Origin of the sequence: Pseudobacillus wudalianchiensis (genome assembly GCF_001685015.1) — a bacterium.
Taxonomy (GTDB): domain Bacteria; phylum Bacillota; class Bacilli; order Bacillales; family Domibacillaceae; genus Pseudobacillus; species Pseudobacillus wudalianchiensis.
Window position 1 is genome coordinate 96,629 of the sequence record NZ_MAYT01000028.1, and the last position, 18,347, is coordinate 114,975.

At 42.2% G+C, this 18,347-nt stretch carries 17 protein-coding genes and 1 riboswitch; all 17 genes read right to left on the reverse strand.

Translation table 11 applies throughout. The features are described 5' to 3' along the window. Positions 1 to 150: 150 nt before the first annotated feature. The 17 genes from A8F95_RS15880 to yfmF all read right to left on the reverse strand — a co-directional run bounded on the left by A8F95_RS15880 (position 151) and on the right by yfmF (position 18,066). Entirely contained in the window at positions 151 to 1,017 is an 867-nt protein-coding gene (locus A8F95_RS15880; RefSeq protein WP_049661636.1) for a 2-oxoacid:ferredoxin oxidoreductase subunit beta, read from the reverse strand. Continuing rightward, positions 1,004 to 2,773, reverse strand: coding sequence for a 2-oxoacid:acceptor oxidoreductase subunit alpha (locus A8F95_RS15885; protein WP_065411426.1), 1,770 nt, complete (start codon positions 2,771 to 2,773; stop codon positions 1,004 to 1,006). The genes A8F95_RS15880 and A8F95_RS15885 overlap by 14 nt, the downstream gene beginning before the upstream one ends. Positions 2,774 to 2,870: 97 nt before the next feature. After that, positions 2,871 to 3,788, reverse strand: coding sequence for a dipeptidase (locus A8F95_RS15890; RefSeq protein ID WP_065411592.1), 918 nt, complete (start codon positions 3,786 to 3,788; stop codon positions 2,871 to 2,873). 145 nt (positions 3,789 to 3,933) lie between these two features. Then, entirely contained in the window at positions 3,934 to 4,194 is a 261-nt protein-coding gene (spoVS, locus tag A8F95_RS15895; RefSeq protein WP_041100119.1) for a stage V sporulation protein SpoVS, read from the reverse strand. A 220-nt stretch (positions 4,195 to 4,414) separates the two neighbouring features. Beyond that, positions 4,415 to 5,215 (reverse strand): TIGR00282 family metallophosphoesterase, encoded by an 801-nt coding sequence (locus A8F95_RS15900; protein ID WP_049661634.1) that lies wholly within the window; start codon positions 5,213 to 5,215, stop codon positions 4,415 to 4,417. Between the two features lie 62 nt (positions 5,216 to 5,277). Next, positions 5,278 to 6,837 (reverse strand): ribonuclease Y, encoded by a 1,560-nt coding sequence (gene rny, locus A8F95_RS15905; RefSeq protein WP_049661632.1) that lies wholly within the window; start codon positions 6,835 to 6,837, stop codon positions 5,278 to 5,280. Between the two features lie 239 nt (positions 6,838 to 7,076). Then, positions 7,077 to 8,123, reverse strand: coding sequence for a recombinase RecA (gene recA / locus A8F95_RS15910; protein ID WP_065411427.1), 1,047 nt, complete (start codon positions 8,121 to 8,123; stop codon positions 7,077 to 7,079). A gap of 296 nt (positions 8,124 to 8,419) precedes the next feature. Further along, complete coding sequence (locus tag A8F95_RS15915; RefSeq protein WP_065411428.1) at positions 8,420 to 9,715, reverse strand: O-acetylhomoserine aminocarboxypropyltransferase/cysteine synthase family protein; 1,296 nt, start codon at positions 9,713 to 9,715, stop codon at positions 8,420 to 8,422. 96 nt (positions 9,716 to 9,811) lie between these two features. Then, positions 9,812 to 9,921: riboswitch (SAM riboswitch) on the reverse strand. An 87-nt stretch (positions 9,922 to 10,008) separates the two neighbouring features. After that, positions 10,009 to 11,253 carry a competence/damage-inducible protein A gene (locus A8F95_RS15920; RefSeq protein ID WP_065411429.1) on the reverse strand — a complete coding sequence of 415 codons (1,245 nt, stop codon included), beginning with the start codon at positions 11,251 to 11,253 and terminating at the stop codon, positions 10,009 to 10,011. A gap of 124 nt (positions 11,254 to 11,377) precedes the next feature. Further along, positions 11,378 to 11,725 carry a short-chain dehydrogenase gene (locus A8F95_RS15925; protein ID WP_065411430.1) on the reverse strand — a complete coding sequence of 116 codons (348 nt, stop codon included), beginning with the start codon at positions 11,723 to 11,725 and terminating at the stop codon, positions 11,378 to 11,380. A gap of 184 nt (positions 11,726 to 11,909) precedes the next feature. Then, positions 11,910 to 12,488, reverse strand: a complete 579-nt coding sequence (gene pgsA, locus A8F95_RS15930) for a CDP-diacylglycerol--glycerol-3-phosphate 3-phosphatidyltransferase (RefSeq protein ID WP_049661625.1) — start codon at positions 12,486 to 12,488, stop codon at positions 11,910 to 11,912. Positions 12,489 to 12,555: 67 nt separating this feature from the next. Then, positions 12,556 to 13,425 carry a helix-turn-helix domain-containing protein gene (locus tag A8F95_RS15935; RefSeq protein ID WP_065411431.1) on the reverse strand — a complete coding sequence of 290 codons (870 nt, stop codon included), beginning with the start codon at positions 13,423 to 13,425 and terminating at the stop codon, positions 12,556 to 12,558. 18 nt (positions 13,426 to 13,443) lie between these two features. Further along, positions 13,444 to 14,235 carry a YmfK family protein gene (locus A8F95_RS15940; protein WP_049661622.1) on the reverse strand — a complete coding sequence of 264 codons (792 nt, stop codon included), beginning with the start codon at positions 14,233 to 14,235 and terminating at the stop codon, positions 13,444 to 13,446. 112 nt (positions 14,236 to 14,347) lie between these two features. Next, positions 14,348 to 14,605 (reverse strand): DUF3243 domain-containing protein, encoded by a 258-nt coding sequence (locus A8F95_RS15945; RefSeq protein ID WP_049661621.1) that lies wholly within the window; start codon positions 14,603 to 14,605, stop codon positions 14,348 to 14,350. 69 nt (positions 14,606 to 14,674) lie between these two features. Next, positions 14,675 to 15,397, reverse strand: a complete 723-nt coding sequence (ymfI, locus tag A8F95_RS15950) for an elongation factor P 5-aminopentanone reductase (protein ID WP_065411432.1) — start codon at positions 15,395 to 15,397, stop codon at positions 14,675 to 14,677. A gap of 96 nt (positions 15,398 to 15,493) precedes the next feature. Next, positions 15,494 to 16,786 (reverse strand): EF-P 5-aminopentanol modification-associated protein YfmH, encoded by a 1,293-nt coding sequence (gene yfmH / locus A8F95_RS15955; protein ID WP_065411433.1) that lies wholly within the window; start codon positions 16,784 to 16,786, stop codon positions 15,494 to 15,496. Further along, on the reverse strand, positions 16,786 to 18,066 hold the full coding sequence (yfmF, locus tag A8F95_RS15960; protein WP_065411434.1) for an EF-P 5-aminopentanol modification-associated protein YfmF: 1,281 nt from the start codon (positions 18,064 to 18,066) through the stop codon (positions 16,786 to 16,788). Before yfmF ends, yfmH begins: the two co-directional genes overlap by 1 nt. Positions 18,067 to 18,347 lie beyond the last annotated feature (281 nt).

Below are 18,347 nucleotides of genomic sequence, written 5' to 3' on the forward strand. Positions count from 1 at the left end.
AAGCGGTACACATTATTTTAGTATATAGCTTTCCATTTGATTAAACAATAGATGAATATCGACAATTTAACTAGATAAGAAGCGTTATAACGGACTTTCTTCTAAATCATCATAACGAATAAAAAAACCCGCCATTGGCGGATTTTTTTATTATATAAATTCTTTTACTAAATCGTTAAACATCTCATCGCCGAGCTGTAGATCTTGGCTGGCTAGCGGTTCATCTGCATAGCCATGTACTAATTCCTGATAAGAAGGTCTTTCCTTATCCTGATAAATGATGCCTGTTACAAGGCCATTGTGCTGCATGAGCGTATTCATCGCTAACTCACGATTAGAAGGATCATACTCTTCAATAGTTGAAAGCTTCGTTAAGTTTTCTTTAAACCAGTCATATGTGTTGATTTTATTATATGTTACACATGGACTGAATACGTTAATGATCGAGAAGCCTTTATGGTTAATGCCCGCTTCAATGATGGCGGTTAAATCTTTTAAATCCGTTGAAAAGCTTTGAGCTACAAAAGAAGCACCGCTCGTAAGCGCGAGCTCCATCGGAGAAACCGTTCCCTCAATCGCTCCTTTTGGAGTAGACTTTGTCACGAACCCTTGAGCAGAACGCGGAGACGTTTGCCCTTTGGTTAACCCATAAATTTGGTTATCCATAACGATATACGTAAGATCAATATTGCGGCGCATCGCATGGATCGTATGCCCCATACCGATCGCAAATCCGTCGCCATCTCCGCCGGAAGCAATGACAGTTAAGTCTTTGTTCGCCATTTTTACCCCTTGGGCAATGGGCAGGGAACGTCCGTGGATACCGTGAAGACCGTATGATTTAATGTATCCCGAAATACGCCCTGAGCAGCCAATCCCAGAAATGACGGCCAGTTGATCAGGTGTTAAGCCAATGTTAGCTGCTGCCCGCTGAATAGCGGCTTGTACGGAAAAGTCACCGCAGCCTGGGCACCAGTTTGGTTTTACATCATTTCGAAAGTCTTTAAACGTTGCCATTTATAACCGCTCCTTGTAATGGGAAAAGTTCTTTGCTGCCATCATAAATATGATGCGGCTGGAATGGGTTGCCGTCATATTTTAACAGGCTTTTTACTTTGTGAACGTGGCCCACATTCATTTTGATTATATTCGCCAATTGGCCAGTCGCATTGTTCTCTACGACAAGCACGTTTTTCGCCGACTCGATCAGCGGCAGGATTTCTTCTGTCGGAAACGGATGGATCAGTCTGATTTGAGCATGGTTCACTTTTATGCCTTCTTGCTCCAATCGCTCCATCCCTTCTTCAATCGCCCCGCGAGTGGAATTAAATCCAATCAACAATAAATCGGCTTCTTCATGCTGAGCGTTTTTATAAACTGGTGTGTTAAAACGAATTTGACCCAGTTTTCTCATCCGTTTGTTCATTTGCGCCTGGCGGTTGGCAGCGCCTTCAGACGGTCTGCCTGTCTCGTCGTGTTCTACGCCTGTTACGTGGTGAATACCATGTTTCATCCCTGGAATGACTCGAGGAGAAACGCCATCCTCTGTTACTTCATAACGCTTAAAGTAGCTTTTTGCATCAAGTTCCGGAAGTTCCTCCTGAACAAGCTTGCCACGGCGGATTTCTACTTGGCTGTAGTCAAGCGGCTCTACCGTCTGTTTTCCGAGAGAAAGCTGTAAATCAGATAAAAGAATAACCGGACATTGATATTCTTCCGCCAAATTGAAAGCTTCTACCGTATCGTAAAACGCTTCTTCTGCTGTGCTTGGCGCCATGACAATTTTCGGAATTTCTCCGTGAGTGCCATAAATCATGGCCATTAAATCGGATTGCTCCTGTTTCGTCGGTAAACCAGTAGATGGACCTCCACGTTGAGTATCGACCACAACGAGCGGAGTCTCTGTCATCCCCGCAAGCCCAATGGCTTCCATCATTAAGGAAAGACCAGGACCGGCAGAAGCTGTAAAGGAGCGAATCCCGCCATAGTTAGCACCAATCGCCATCGTCGCTGCCGCAATTTCATCTTCTGTCTGAATAACAGTTCCCCCCACTTTCGGGAGCTTCTCAATTAAGTATTCCATGATTTCAGAAGCTGGCGTAATTGGATAAGCCGCCATTAAACGGACACCACCGGCTAGCGCGCCCAGTGCAATGGCATCGTTGCCGATCATAAACATCCGCTGCTGGCCGTCAGCTGGTGCAAGCTGCATGATTCCCGCTTTGCCTCCGAGCTGCTCAAGCATATAATTATAGCCTTGCTGGATCGCTTCCATGTTCTTTTGAACAACGGCTTCTCCCTTGCGGCCAAAAATCTCTTCTACTACATTTGTAAACACTTGCACATCCAAGTTGATAACGGCACAGGTTGCTCCTACAGCGACCATATTTTTCATTAATGACGTACCAAGCTCAGCTGCCAATTCTGTAAATGGAACCACATACATTTCCGCTTTCGTCTGTTCCGGCTTTACCGGATTAAACTTGGCATCAGCAATAATGATCCCTTGCTCATGAAGCTCTCCGTGGTTCACATCAATTGTTTCCTGGTCAAATGCCACTAAAATATCTAAATCATCCGCCACTGCGCGGACAGGGGTTGTGCTGACACGAATTTTATTATTGGTATGGCCGCCTTTAATACGAGATGAAAAGTGGCGGTAACCATAAAGAAAGTACCCAAGACGGTTCAAAGCGGTAGAAAAGATTTCTCCTGTGCTTTCAATCCCTTCTCCCTGTTGTCCTCCGACTTTCCAGGAAAGCTGATTTATCATAAAATATACAACTCCTTTAGTACATTCGGATCTTCAAGACTATTACTTTTTTAGTTTATCACTTTTATGGGGGAATCACTATAGTTAATCGTATCAATTAGCTCGGAAATCTGCTTGCAAAATTCAACCAACAAAACTTTTCTACTTGTCTCTCCGAATAATACTTTTGCAGCAGCTCCCTCCAGCGCTCATAGGCCTCGTAACAGTCCAAGCCTTGAATCGTTTCATCAATGCCATCAAAGTCTGATCCAAAGCCGAGATGGTTTTCACCGCCGAGTTCACAAATATATTCTACATGCTTGATTACATCTTGAGCATGTACTTTCCCGTGGTCCTTTACAAAAAATGGAACAAACGATAAGCCAATGATGCTGTCCTTTTGGATGAGTGCTTTAATTTGATCGTTCTTCAAGTTGCGAGGATGCGGACAAAGACTGTAGCAATTCGAATGGCTAGCAATCGGATAATCCGCTTGTTCCATCACATCCCAAAACGCTTTTTCCGACAAGTGAGATACATCTGTCCAAGTCTTCCATTCATTCAGCATGTGAACAACCTCACCACCAAGCTCCGTGATCCCTCCCCCTCTGGCAGCCATCACTCCATCCGCTAAAGCATTTGTATGGTTCCATGTTAAACCAACGGACCTTACACCAAGCCGATATAAAGTTTTTAATTTTAACGGGTCCTCTTCGATCGCTTCACCGCCTTCGAGGGTAAGCACTGCTCCGATTTCTCCTTCTTTTAGTTCGTCCAATTCTTTTTTTGATGTGATCACTTTCATATCGGGATAAGGACTGATTACCTTTTCGTAGAATAAATCAATTTGTTCTAAAGCCGACCTAAAGCGATCGTGCGGCTTCACTAACGGAGACAAGAAAATCGCAAAGCATTGAACTTTGGCTTTTGCTTGTTTGAGCCCTCTGTACGTCACATGCAGACGAGGATCATTAAAATCTTTTAATGGATCTTTTTGTAATTGGTACAATACATCACAATGCGCATCAAAAATCATCTCTTTCACCCTTTCAGAACTGACTCTATCTACGTTTCTATTATAACTATAAAAAGAAAAAACCCGCCTTAAGAAAGCGGAAAAGAAGAGCAATCCTTCTTCTCCTTTGCTATCAAAAGGCCGGGTTTTATCCGTATTTATCATGTTATCGAGGTTCGACAATCAATTTGATTGCTGTTCGCTCTTCTCCTTCAATCATAATATCTGTAAAAGCCGGGATGCAAATTAAATCAACCCCGCTTGGAGCAACAAATCCTCGGGCAATGGCGACTGCCTTTACAGCTTGATTAAGCGCACCAGCTCCAATTGCCTGAATTTCAGCTGCCCCTCTTTCCCGAAGAACACCGGCAAGTGCACCAGCTACAGAATTAGGATTAGATTTTGCCGAAACTTTTAATATCTCCATTTCTTGTCCCCCTTTTGTTAAACGATACCGAATGCTCATTTTGTGAACATAGTTGTTCGCTGTCCTTCCATTCCTACTATATTCGAGGACAGGCTCCTGTATTACAGACTTCCGTGAAGAAAGCCTACGAACTTCATTCAGTAGCAACCCCAGCTAGAAGCAAAGCGGCTTGATGCAGCCTTTGCTTTCGATCGCTCGTCCAAAAAAGGGGACACATTCGTTACTCAGCAATAAATGGTGTATCTTCATTAATTAGCAGGCGGTCAATCGCTTTTGCTTTTCCTGTCTTTCTATCTACTTCGATTAAACAAGCACTCAACTGCGTTCTTCCGCTTTTCGGAACTTCAAACCGAACAGGAAGTCCAGTGGTGAATTTTTTCAAGACTGCTCCTCTTTCCATGCCAAGAATTCCGTCATAAGGCCCTGTCATACCCACATCAGATAAATAGGCGGTTCCATTTGGTAAAATACGATTATCAGCTGTTTGTACATGCGTATGTGTACCGACTACAGCCGTAACGTCTCCATCTAAAAACCAGCCGATTGCTTGCTTTTCACTTGTAGCTTCAGCATGGAAATCGACGAAGATAATAGGGGTCCGTTCACGGGCTTTAGCAACTAGTTCTTTCGCTTTCTCAAAAGGACAATCAAGTGCAGGCATAAAGGTACGTCCCTGCAGATTAATCACGGCAGCTTCTACGCCGGCACGCTTAACAAATACTAAACCGCTCCCCGGAGTACCCTCAGGAAAATTAGCTGGACGGACGAGTGCGTTTGCGTCATCGATAAACTCAAAAATATCTTTATTATCCCAAGCATGGTTACCGAGAGTAACGACATCGGCTCCATCTACTAAAAATTGACGGTAAATCTTTTCTGTTATCCCCCGCCCCGAAGCCGCATTTTCTCCATTGACAAAGGTCCAGTCTGGTTGATATTTACGTTTCAGTCTCGGTAAATATTGGTTAATCATGTCGCGCCCCAGAGACCCGACAACGTCGCCTACAAATAAAATCTTCATATAAATTCCTTTCTTCGCCTTTATTCCCCCATAGGGAAAGCGGTGTGATTGATCACACCGCTTTATTTCGCATATTCCACAGCACGCGTTTCTCTTATAACTGTTACTTTAATATGGCCTGGATAATCAAGTTCTCCCTCGATTCGTTTTCGAATGTCCCGTGCTAGTCGGTGTGCTTGTAAATCATCTACCTGTTCAGGCTTCACGATAATTCGCACTTCGCGGCCAGCCTGTATCGCAAATGACTTTTCAACACCGTCATAGGATTCAGCAATTTCCTCGAGTTTTTCCAATCGGCGAATATAATTTTCCAGCGTTTCACTGCGGGCACCCGGTCTTGCAGCCGATAATGCATCAGCAGCAGCCACGAGTACAGCAATAATAGAAGTTGGCTCAGTATCACCATGGTGAGAGGCAATACTATTAATAACAACCGGATGTTCTTTATACTTCGTCGCAAGCTCGACTCCGATTTCTACGTGGCTTCCTTCGACCTCATGATCGACTGCTTTGCCAATGTCATGAAGAAGGCCGGCACGGCGGGCAAGCGTCTCATCTTCCCCAAGTTCCGCTGCCAGTAAGCCCGTAAGAAAGGCGACTTCCATCGAATGCTTCAGTACATTTTGACCATAGCTTGTACGGTATTTCAAGCGCCCTAAAATTTTGATTAAGTCTGGATGCAAGCCATGAACCCCTACCTCGAAAGTCGTTTGTTCGCCGACTTCACGAATGTGTTCATCTACTTCTCTGCGTGCCTTATCGACCATTTCTTCGATACGAGCTGGGTGAATACGTCCATCTTGTACAAGTTTTTCAAGGGCCAGCTTGGCAGTTTCCCGACGAATAGGATCAAACCCTGAAAGGATTACGGCTTCCGGTGTATCATCAATAATTAAATCAATACCTGTCAGCGTTTCCAGCGTACGGATATTTCTACCTTCCCGTCCGATGATACGGCCTTTCATTTCATCATTTGGCAATGTTACAACGGATACAGTTGTTTCTGCCACATGATCGGCCGCACAGCGCTGAATGGCAAGAGAAAGGATTGACTTCGCTTTCTTATCTGCTTCTTCCTTGGCTCGGTTTTCTTGCTCTTTTGTCATTATAGCAATATCGTGTGCAAGCTCTTGCTCCGTCCGATCCAATATAATGGAGCGGGCTTCTTCCCGAGTGAGACTGGCGATTCTTTCTAGTTCCGCCTGCTGCTTTTTGATCATCTCTTCCACTTTGCTGTCCATCTCTTCAATATGTTGTTGTCTCTCAGCAAGAATCTCCTCTTTTTTCTCAAGCTGCAATTCGCGTTTATCAAGCGATTCATCTTTTCGGTCGAGGTTCTCTTCCTTTTGTAACAAACGATTCTCTTGTCTTTGCAATTCGTTTCTTCGTTCACGAAGTTCTAGTTCCGTGTCTGTACGAAGCTTATGAATTTCATCCTTTGCTTCAAGCAGGGCCTCTTTCTTTAGCGCTTCTGCCTCACGTTTCGCATCGTCAATAATTTGATCTGCAGCACTTTTAGCTCCTGCAATCTTTGATTCTGCAATGGATTTTCGAACAAAATAGCCAACAACTACACCGACGATTAGGCCAAGCAAAATGGAGATGATTGTAATGGGTTCCATCCTTTCACCTCCTCTTGCTATGAACTTTTGTCATGCTTTTAACATGTCGGCTGGTACATTGTGTCAACATTTCAATATACAGCTTCTAATTTCCATTTTTAAGAGAAAAAAATGTAAAATATACATCTCAATTTTATAGTTGTGAAAATTTCTTGTCAAGGGTTTCATCCCAGCAACTGCTTTCTCCCTATACAGACAAAAACAAAAGAGCGATGTCCCCTTGACACCGCTCCTCATGATTATTCGTCAAGCAAGCTAAACTCCTCTGTTGCTTCTTCTTCATTCGTTTCCACAAAGTCTGCATCCAGCCCATAATGCTGGCGGATCTTCATCATAATCTCCTGGCGAATAGCCGGATTTTCCTTTAAGAACTGCTTAGCGTTTTCACGACCTTGCCCTACGCGCTCTTCATTATATGAGTACCATGCACCACTTTTTTGAACAATATCTACTTCCGAACCCATATCGATAATTTCACCTTCTCTGGAGATTCCTTCTCCATACATGATATCGACTTCCGCTACACGAAACGGAGGGGCTACTTTATTTTTCACTACTTTAATTTTTGTTTTATTTCCTACAATTTCGTTCCCTTGTTTTAATGCTTCCGCACGACGAACTTCCAAACGGACGGAACTATAGAATTTTAGTGCACGTCCTCCAGGTGTTGTTTCAGGGTTTCCAAACATTATTCCGACTTTCTCACGAATCTGGTTAATAAAGATCGCAATCGTTTTGGACTTATTGATGGCACCAGACAATTTACGAAGAGCCTGTGACATTAAACGCGCCTGTAAACCGACGTGGGAATCACCCATTTCCCCTTCGATCTCCGCCTTCGGTACGAGAGCAGCGACTGAATCGATAACAAGGATATCGATAGCACCGCTGCGTACAAGAGCTTCAGCAATTTCAAGTGCCTGTTCCCCTGTATCTGGCTGCGAAAGGAGCAACTCATCAATATTCACTCCTAGTTTCTGAGCATATACAGGATCAAGCGCATGCTCCGCATCAATAAAAGCTGCTTGACCGCCAGATGCCTGTACTTCAGCAATAGCATGAAGTGCTACAGTTGTTTTACCAGAGCTTTCCGGACCATAGATTTCAACAATACGACCGCGTGGATAACCACCTACACCAAGTGCTGCATCAAGAGCGAGCGATCCGCTTGGGCTTGTGGAAATCTTCCGATCCGTTTGTTCTCCTAATTTCATGATAGACCCTTTACCAAATTGTTTTTCAATTTGCTTTAAGGCCATATCCAATGCTGCTTGACGATCGTTCACTAAAATTCCTCCTTAAAATTGGCAATCTATTAAATAAATGCACGTAGACATGTTGTTTCAGAACCTATACTAACTATACCTCTTTATTGAGATAATTTCAAGCAAAAAGCGAACATTTATTCGGTTTTTTTGTTTCCGAAAGAAAAAAAGATTAGGATAAAAAACTAGAAAAAAAGAAGAAGAGATAGCGGAAAAAAGAGAAGAAAAAAGTAACTCCTGCCTCTTTATTTTATCATAAAGAAGCAGGAGAAGATAATGTTTAGCCTATAAAACTTTCTATTTTATTCTAGTTCCTATTAGCCCTCGACCGCTACGCCCGTTGCTTTTTCAATCGCCTGATTTAAATCAGCAATCAAGTCTTCTGTCGACTCCAATCCAATTGACAAACGAATCATTTCTTCTTTTGTACCTGACTTTGCTAAATCTTCACTGCTTAGCTGCTGGTGAGTTGTAGAAGCCGGATGAATAATTAATGATTTGCCGTCCCCAACGTTGGCTACGTGTGACCAAAGCTTAATGTTGTCAATCACTTTTTTACCTGCTTCCCGTCCGCCTTTAATACCGAACACGACGATCGAGCCGAATGTATTATTTAAATACTTTTTCGCTAATTCATGGGATGGATGGTCTGCAAGGCTTGGATGAGATACCCACTCCACCGCCGGATGATTGTTTAAATAATCTACAATTGCAAGTGTATTCTCATGGTGACGTTGAATACGCAAATGCAGCGTCTCTAACCCCTGAAGCAGCAAGAATGCGCTATGAGCACTTAAAGAAGGGCCGAAATCTCTCAACAGCTGAACACGTAGTTTAATAGCGAATGCCGGTCCTTCAAGGTCAGCAAATCTTAGTCCATTATAGGATTCGTCTGGCTCTGTAAAGCCAGGAAACTTCTCACTATTCCAGTCAAACGTTCCTCCGTCTACTACTACTCCACCAATAACTGTTCCGTGGCCGCTAATCCACTTCGTAGCAGAATGAACGACAATATCTGCTCCACTTGTAAGCGGGTTAGCCCCATATGGTGAAGCAAATGTATTATCTACGATAAGTGGAATATCGTTTTCATGAGCGATATCTGCTACTTTTTCTACATCCAACACATTTAAAGACGGATTACCGATAATTTCACCAAAAAGGGCTTTTGTTTTTGGTGTAATCGCTTTGCGGAAGTTCTCCGGATCAGTCGAATCAACAAATTTTACATTAATTCCGTATTTAGGAAGAGTATTAGCAAAAAGATTGTATGTACCTCCATATAAATTAGCTGCCGCTACAATTTCATCTCCGGCATGAGCCAAGTTTAAGATTGAAAAAGAGATAGCTGCCATTCCAGAAGAAAGCGCTACGGCAGCTGCCCCTTTTTCCAAGAGAGCGACACGCTTTTCAAACACGTCAACTGTTGGGTTCGTAATACGTGTATAGATGTTTCCTGGCTTTTGTAAGGCAAATAAAGCATTGGCATGATCCGTATCTTCAAAAACAAAAGAAGTCGTTTCATAAATTGGAACAGCACGTGCACCCGTGACCGGATCAGGCACCTGTCCCCCGTGAAGTAAAATTGTTTCTTTGTTCCAGTTGTTCGTCATTGTCAAACCCTCCTAATGTATTTAATAAAATATTTGTGATTCGAGGAATATAAAAAACCTCTTCTTATGAAGAAGAGGGTTTATTATAGGATCCTCCTCTTATCTTTCAGGTTCGTCTACCTGCAGGAATTAGCACCGTCTCAGACAATTGTCTGAAGGTTGCCGGGCTTCATCGGGCCTAATCCCTCCACCGCTCTCAATAAGAGTATTCATATTTAATTAAGTCATGACTAAACCTTGTTTCTCATTATATAGCTTATTGATCAGATTAGTCAATAATATTCGGAATTTTTTCACTTATCTTCAGTAAGTTCTGCTAGCAAATAATGACACGCGTATTTAACGGAACGTTTTCTGATTCCAGCACGGCTCCCTGCCAAGTCAAGCTTAAATGCTTTCGGTTGTTTATACTTGGAAGCAAGCCCAATCCAAACAGTGCCAGGCGGTTGTCCTTCCGCCTCATCAGGTCCAGCCACACCTGTAAAGCTAATACCGAAGTCAGCGTCTAGAAGCTGGCGGACGTTCTCTGCCAGTTCAAGGGCACACTCCTCACTAATAGCTCCATGGCTTGTAAGTGTTTCTTTTTTCACATTTACAAGCTTCTCCTTTGCCTGATTAGAATAGCAAACAATGCCTCCATTGAAAAAAGTACTTGCTCCCGGAACAGCTGTCATTTCACTTTGGAACAGCCCTCCTGTTAAACTTTCGGCCGCTGCTAGCGTATGAGACGTTTCCTTTAAGCGTTCTGCTAGTTCTCGGGCAATCGTTGTATCATTATATCCGTAAAAATAGTCACCAACCCGACGAAGAATTTTTTCTTCCGCTTCTTTGATCATTTGCAAGGCCGTCTCTTCTGACTCATGCTTGGCTGTAATTCGGAGTGTTACCTCTCCATCTCCCGCAAGCGGTGCAATCGTTGGGTTTTGCTGGGCAAGCAATAAATCCTCCACTTCTGTTTCCAAAGCAGATTCACCGATACCAAAAAACCTTAGTACCCGCGACTCAATTTTCTCCACTTTCTCGAGTACATCTAACAAGGCTGGCTTGGCATATTGAGTAAACATCGGCTGCATTTCTCGAGGCGGTCCTGGGAAGAGTATGTAACAATGGTTTTCTCCTTTTACCATCATTCCTGGCGCCATGCCATGATCGTTTGGCAGAACAAGACTTTCTTCCATAACGAGCGCCTGCTTTTTATTGTTTGGTGTCATAGGGCGTTTTGTTCTAATAAAATAATTCTCGATGCTCTTTAGTGCCTCTTCATTGTATACGAGCGGACGGCCGATATGAGAAGCAATGACCTCTTTTGTTAAATCATCTTTTGTTGGACCGAGCCCCCCTGTAAAGATCAGCAAATCTGCCCTTTTCTCAGCTTCCTTAATGGCATCAAGGACACGGTTGCCGTTATCTCCAACCACTGTATGGTAATAAACATTAATGCCAATTTCCGCTAACTGCTGGGAAAGAAACTGAGCGTTCGTATTTGTAATTTGTCCCAGCAGCAGCTCAGAGCCTACTGCAATAATTTCTGCATTCATTCTCCTCATCCCTTCTCTTTCCTAAAGTTGATAGTTGATAATAATCAAGGGAAACGCTATTTATGAGAACTTTCTCAAAATTACCCCTCTGCTAATCTAACAAAGAATGAACTTAGCATGAAGTTCAAATCCCATAATGTATCATATACTTCTTTTCTTTTGCAGCCTGTATAATTTTCGCGGCCAGCTCATTAAGACCGGCGGATTCGTTAAAAGATATTGAAGATGTCACTACATCATAAAACAAGGATAAAGATTCAGGCGGAATAATCGTTATCCCACAATAAGCTAATCCATATTCTGGACGATTAAGCGAATGAAAGTAGGTTTTCATCGTTGCTAATTGTTCATTTAAATCAAAAATAAGATCATCATCAACAGAAATACAATTGTATTTCTGAGGATCATAATCATCGTAATCTTTCTGGCTATCAACCGCATCCAGTATGCCGAATTCATGTACACAAGGCATGATCATCCCCCTCTTCATTTAAATGCGAGGAATTTGAGAATGCATCCATTATTAGCACTCCCTGTAACGGGGCTTTCCTAAAAATAAAGCTGCTCCAACAGCGGGAGCCTCTTCTCTATAGCATCGTGTTAGACGCTAAATCCTATAGATGACGAGACTCTTTGCTTCGGAACAGCTTTTTCTCTTATTTTGAATGTTTAAATACGCCTCGGTTAAGATAGAAATAATCCCATCCAGACCAAATAGTAAAGAATGCCGCAACCCAAAGAGCAATATCTGCAAATGGAATTCCTAGAGACTCGAATGGAGCATTGTGAAGCAATAAAGCGGCAATCGCAATGATTTGTGCCCACGTCTTAATCTTTCCAAGCATATTGGCGGCTACTACTTCGCCCTCTCCTGCTAGAATTAATCGCAGTCCCGTTACAGCAAACTCACGGCTGATAATGATAATGACGATCCAAGAAGCAGCCAAATTAAAGTCGACGAGCACAATTAGTGCTGCCGAAACAAGCAATTTATCTGCGAGTGGATCTAAAAACTTGCCCAAGTTTGTGACCAAATTCAGCTTTCTTGCATAATAGCCGTCAATCCAATCGGTTGTCGAAGCTAAAATGAACAACATTGCTCCCCAAAAGTGGGCTGCTGGCATAGTTGTTCCAAACACTGTCACGTTTCCCCAATTAAAATCAACGAGCATGATCACCAAAAACAAGGGAATCATTAAAATTCTTGAAACAGTAATCTTATTCGGTAAATTCACAATGGACCCTCCAACTATTCTATCGACGAACAACTTTGTTCAGAAGCTATCCGAAAAAACTGCCGAATTATTGTTCAGCCGGTTTCGCTTGAATAATAACATCCTGTCTCACCTGCTTGGCAGCTGGGAGCTGATATGTCAGCGTTTCGCCATTCACTTTGATTTCTGTATCAGGTGCAAAACCAACGACAATTTTCGCGGATGTTTGTCCTGTTAAATCAAATGTTTGTGACTGTCCTTTTGCCAACATATTGTTATAATAGCTTTTCCCGCTTCCGTCTGTTACGCCTATCCATGTTTCTCCTTTAGATAGAATAGTTACTTCGAATTTTTCTGCGTTTTGCAGCTCATACGTTGCTTTTCTGCCGCTCACACCTAGCGCCGTTAACGTTTGTTTGGGTTTGGCTGGTTCTTGAACTTTCTCTTCTTTCTTTGTTTCTTTTTTTGGTTCTTCTTTTTCTTTCGCTACTTTTTTCTCGTTCTCTTGTTCTTTCGGCTGCTCCACAACTGTTTCTTCTTTCACCGTTTTATCGTTAGAATCGCTTTTTGGAATAAGGAACCAGACTAGAAAGAGAGCTCCCACAACGAAAGCTGTCACTAAAATTCTCGGCAAATATTCGAGAATTTTCGAGGATTCAGCCGGCACTGTTGATCGTACTTTCTCTACCTTTGTCGCTCTTTGTGGAATTTCATCTTCATAAGAAGACGGAATCTCACTCTTATATTCTTCAAACAATTGCTCAGGATCAAGTCCAACGGCCTCTGCGTACTGCTTAATAAATGCCCGAACATAGAACTTGCCAGGCATCATATCGTAATTGCCTTCTTCGATACCATTTAAATAACGCTTCTGAATCTTTGTCATTTCTTGTACATCTGCTAAGGACAGTCCTTTTGCTTCTCGTGCTTCTCTTAAGCGGTTTCCTAATTCTGTCACCCATAACACCTTCCATAATTAAAAGTTAAACCCACCAAAGTCCATATCCTGAAACATATTGTTTTTTTCTACCGGTTCGTATGTAATTTCTTCATCAGGATGATGACGAAGTTCAATAATATAATCAAAGTCCTCCAAACTATATTCACTGTTTTGGACAAAAATATCTGGATGCTCTATCACTTTAACTGCAGGCAGTCTCATAATTTCCCGAACAAGCTGCCAGTGTTTTTCGCTGGCCCGCTTGGTTGACACAACTCCATCCATAATAAAAAGATGATTCGGATTATATTCATCCCGAATTAGTTGATCACGAACCGTTTGTTTAATCATAGTTGATGAAACGAACAGCCATCTCTTATTAGCACACACACTCGCTGCCACAATCGACTCGGTTTTCCCGACTCTTGGCATGCCGCGGATACCGATTAATTTGTGCCCTTCCATTTTATACAATTCTGCCATAAAATCAACGAGAAGTCCAAGTTCATCGCGGACAAAACGGAATGTTTTTTTGTCATCTGCATCTCGCTGAATATAGCGCCCATGCCTTACAGCCATGCGGTCTCTAAGCTTCGGCTCTCTTAACTTGACAATTTCAATCGTATCCATCGTTTCTAAGATGGATTCCAGTCTTCTAATTTGATCTTCGCTTTTCGCTAATATTAAAAGGCCACGGCTTGCTTCATCCACCCCATTAATCGTAACAATGTTAATAGAGAGCATACCAAGCAGCGACGCCACATCCCCTAATAACCCCGGACGGTTTTTTACAATTTTATATTCTAAATACCATTCTTTTTTGGACATAAATAACGCTCCTAGCGGCTTTCCAAAAAGCCCGTTAATAATAATGTCTAGGTACTATCATATATGATTTATCCCTTTATTGAAAGAAAAAAGAGAGGGAAAACTCCCTCTCTTAACGACTTCCGTTATTTTGTACTAATTTGACCATCATACTTGCGATTGCTCTTTGCTCTTCTTCTGAGGCAACCGACCATAAATCAGATAATACTCTTTCCTGTTCATTTTTAGGGTCTACTTTGTTGGCAAGATAATCGCCAACTTGATAAGCCATATTATTAACTAGATCACTGTTCATCCCTGCGCTTGTCGCCTGATTTAATTTGTCTCCTAAGAAGTTTTTCCATTCGTGCCAATTTTCAAGTACTGACATGTCGTTGTCCCTCCTTTATTGAGTTGCAACATTAGTTTGTTCCCTAAAGAAAAAAATTATGCATGCAAATCATGTGTACCAGCCGCCGTTGACTGCCAGTACCTGGCCGGTTATATAAGACGAAGCAGAGGAACAAACAAAGTAAACGGCTTCTGCGACTTCAGCAGCAGCGCCAAGTCGTCCCATTGGAATTTCACCGGCTATTTCGGCTTTTTCCTCTAGTGAAAATTGGTCCATCATAGGCGTATTGACAGCCCCTGGAGCTACCGCATTAACGCGGATATTAGAAGGAGCTAATTCTTTTGCTAACGCCTTTACAAAAGCAATTTGAGCACCCTTTACTGTTGAATACGCCACTTCACAAGCTGCCCCCGTCTGTCCCCACACCGAAGAAACGAATACGATCGAGGGTGACATGGCCTTTCGAAGTTTCGGAATCGTTAGTTGGACAAGAATCATAGGACTTTTTACGTGAAGCTGCCATAACTTATCCATTTCAGCCTCTTCAATTTCTTGGAACAAGCTGTAATGGGCCGTTCCACCTGCAAAAACGACGGCCTCTAATGTAAATAACTGACTTGCCAGAAATCGGGCACCCTCAGCTGATGCTAAGTCGGCCTGTATCGAAATCACTTCCACTCCCATTCCTTCTAATTCTCTTTGTAATCGTTCAACTTTTTCTTTTCCTTTGTAATACTGTAAATACAAGTTCCAGCCTTCTCCCGCTAACTTCCTGGAAATTTCTTCTCCTATGCCTCCGCTTGCCCCTGTGACAAGTGCATATCTTTTCATTTTATTATTCCCCCAGTTTCTTGTACACAACAAAGCAGCCGGGTTCTTTTCTTCCCATCTTCATGCGGAAAAAGAACCCAGCTGCTCTCTAGGCTTTTACACCTGTTTTGGTAAAATATAAAAGGCAGTTAATCGGTTTTCTGCAATCACCCGTTCGGCTGTGCGCTTCACATCGTCTAGCGTAATCGCTTCTAACAGCGGCACTACTTCAAATAAATCCATGTCGTTAAAAGCATAGCGGGTAAATTGATTCGCAATATATTCCGGTGAATTTACTGACCGGAGAAAAGAACCGATTTTCTTTCTAATCGCTCGTTCTACCGCTTCTTCTGTCAAATACTTTCCTGTTTTTGCTTCCAGTAAAATCGTTCGAATCCGGTCCCCTAATTCCTCCGGCTTCGTTGTATCACCGCCGACCATCGCAAAGCCAAAACCTTTTTCCTGGGTAAAGTCGTAATAAAAAGTTTCATCAATTAATCCTTCGCGATAAAGCTGGTAATAAAGTGGAGAGCTTCTGCCAAAAAGTATATCAAGCAGAATATTCATTGTCAGCTCTCGTTTTTGCAACGGCTCTCCTTGTAAATCTGTATCGACGGCTTTAATGCCAACTTGGCACTTAGACAACTGAACGTTCATTTTCAGAACCCGTTTTTTCTCCTGTACTTCTTCTGGCTCTTCTTCTACTAGACGCTTAATTTCTTCTCGATCTTGATACTCTTTTTTCGATTGATTCTCTTTGACAAATTGAATCGTTTTCTCAGGATCAACCGGTCCTACAATAAATAAAAGCATATTACTTGGATGATAAAATGTGCGGTAGCACTTGTATAAATGATCTTTTGTAATGTCCGCAATCGATTCTACTGTACCGGCAATATCAATCTTGACTGGATGATTGTGATACATATTCTGAATGAGGCCAAAATAAGCCTGCCAATCAGGATTATCATCATACATGCGGATTTCCTGGCCAATAATGCCTTTTTCTTTTTCAACTGTTTGCTCAGTAAAGTAAGGATCCTGGACAAAATTCACAAGCGTCTCCAGATTATCCATTACCTTATCCGTGCTGGAAAACAAGTAAGCGGTTCTTGTAAAAGAGGTAAAAGCATTGGCAGAAGCACCTTGACGGCTAAAATACTGAAATACATCACCGTCCGCTTTTTCAAACATTTTATGCTCTAAAAAGTGAGCGATTCCATCCGGCACTCGCACATAGTCGTTCCCACCCTGCGGAATAAATTGATTATCAATAGAGCCGTACTTCGTTGTAAAGGTGGCATACGTTTTGTTAAATCCTTTTTTCGGAAGAACGTATACATCTAGCCCGTTATCCATTTTTTCAAAATATAGCTCTTCTTGCAGCTGATCAAATAGAATTTTCTCCATTATTCTCCCTCCATTCCGGACAGAAAGTACACCGTATCCATTTCAACTTTATTGGCGGCCGCTGTAATTTCTTCTATCGTCATCCGCTCCGCCGCTTCCAACCAGTTATCAACCGTTACATCCGTTTTTGCCATCACGTTGTGATAGAGCATTTCAATTACCCCTCTAGCAGTATCGAGCGTTTCTAACACTTGATTGCGGATAACTGCTTTTGTCTGTTCCAGTTCTTTTTCGGAAATCTCTCCGTTTTTCATCGCTTGGAGCTGCTCATTAATAATTTTGACAGCTTTGTTATAGTTTTTGCTATCAATTCCTGAAAGAACCATTAAAAACCCTTTGTGGCTTTCTAACCGGCTTGCCGCATAGTAAGCCAAGCTCTCTTTTTCCCGCACATTCATAAATAGTTTGGAGTGGGAGAAGCCACCAAAAATACCGTTAAACATTTGGAGAGCAAAGTAATCATCATCACCAAAAGTAATATGGGTACGATAACCGATATGAAGCTTTCCTTGATTAATCTCCTGCTTTTCCACTACTTCTTTCGGTTCTGCAGATGGGGTGGTTTGTCTCACCGTTTGGGGAGAACGAGGAGTCCTGCTATTGAATTGAAATAAGCGGTCGGCTATCTTTTCTACCTGGCCAGCCTCCACATCTCCAACAATATATAAATCCATTTCATCTTCTGAAAATGCTTGTTCATAATACTTATACAAATCTGTCTCATTCATTTCATCTACAGCTTCAATTTCACCGTTTGCTTGCAGGGCATACGGATCACCTTTATACATCTCTTCAAGAAGACGAGCGCTCGCAAAGCGCATTTTATCATCGTAAATCGATTGGATACGCTGCTTTAAGCTGCGCTTTTCATCTTGCACTGTATCTTTATCGAGCGCACCGTTATTCACATTCGGCTTTTGTAAAATTTCGTGCATAAACTGTAATGCCTTTTCAAGCAATGGCTCTCCAGCTTTTAGAAACTTTTCGTTTGCCACTTCTAACGAAAAGCTCATAATGTGAAAGTCCCCTTTTTTTGCTACATCGACATAAAAGCTCGCACCGTACAAGTCATCAAGATAAGAACGCAAATGTGTAGATGTCGGATATTTCTCTGAATTACTCTGAAGGACATAAGGAAGCAACGCTCTTTTCGTTACCGTTTCACTTTCTAAAGGCGCCTTCATTCTCCATACAATGGTATTCGTTTTGTATTTATCCGTTTTTACAACATGCAAGTTATACCCTTGCTTTTTTATAATATTTTCATTGACTAATGTCACAAAAATACCCTCCTTTTCCGGCAGCTATGTCTATATTTTTATCCGTTTATCCCTTAATTCATGCCCATATTTATGAAAAACTTACTTTTACTATACAGGAGCCCCGTTTAATTGGAAATCGAAACGCTTTTGCCAAGTAATATTCTTTACAAAAAAACCGCCCGGAACCAGGCGGTTTTTCTTCATTATATATTTTTAAAGCGAGCTAATCAGCCGATTCGCTTTTCTTTTGTCTAGCTGCATCAGCCAGCGGCTAGTGGGCTACCGGCTCCTCTTTGCGA

Bases quoted from the DNA above. Each gene is read 5' to 3' on its own strand.
- A8F95_RS15925 (WP_065411430.1), bottom strand. From the start codon at position 11,725: ATGCCTTGTGTACATGAATTCGGCATACTGGATGCGGTTGATAGCCAG.
- yfmH (WP_065411433.1), bottom strand. From the start codon at position 16,786: ATGGAGAAAATTCTATTTGATCAGCTGCAAGAAGAGCTATATTTTGAA.
- spoVS (WP_041100119.1), bottom strand. From the start codon at position 4,194: ATGGAGATATTAAAAGTTTCGGCAAAATCTAATCCTAATTCTGTAGCT.
- A8F95_RS15945 (WP_049661621.1), bottom strand. From the start codon at position 14,605: ATGTCAGTACTTGAAAATTGGCACGAATGGAAAAACTTCTTAGGAGAC.
- rny (WP_049661632.1), bottom strand. From the start codon at position 6,837: ATGGAACCCATTACAATCATCTCCATTTTGCTTGGCCTAATCGTCGGT.
- A8F95_RS15920 (WP_065411429.1), bottom strand. From the start codon at position 11,253: ATGAATGCAGAAATTATTGCAGTAGGCTCTGAGCTGCTGCTGGGACAA.
- A8F95_RS15890 (WP_065411592.1), bottom strand. From the start codon at position 3,788: ATGATTTTTGATGCGCATTGTGATGTATTGTACCAATTACAAAAAGAT.
- A8F95_RS15900 (WP_049661634.1), bottom strand. From the start codon at position 5,215: ATGAAGATTTTATTTGTAGGCGACGTTGTCGGGTCTCTGGGGCGCGAC.
- A8F95_RS15880 (WP_049661636.1), bottom strand. From the start codon at position 1,017: ATGGCAACGTTTAAAGACTTTCGAAATGATGTAAAACCAAACTGGTGC.
- A8F95_RS15940 (WP_049661622.1), bottom strand. From the start codon at position 14,235: ATGTCCAAAAAAGAATGGTATTTAGAATATAAAATTGTAAAAAACCGT.
- A8F95_RS15885 (WP_065411426.1), bottom strand. From the start codon at position 2,773: ATGATAAATCAGCTTTCCTGGAAAGTCGGAGGACAACAGGGAGAAGGG.
- ymfI (WP_065411432.1), bottom strand. From the start codon at position 15,397: ATGAAAAGATATGCACTTGTCACAGGGGCAAGCGGAGGCATAGGAGAA.
- A8F95_RS15915 (WP_065411428.1), bottom strand. From the start codon at position 9,715: ATGACGAACAACTGGAACAAAGAAACAATTTTACTTCACGGGGGACAG.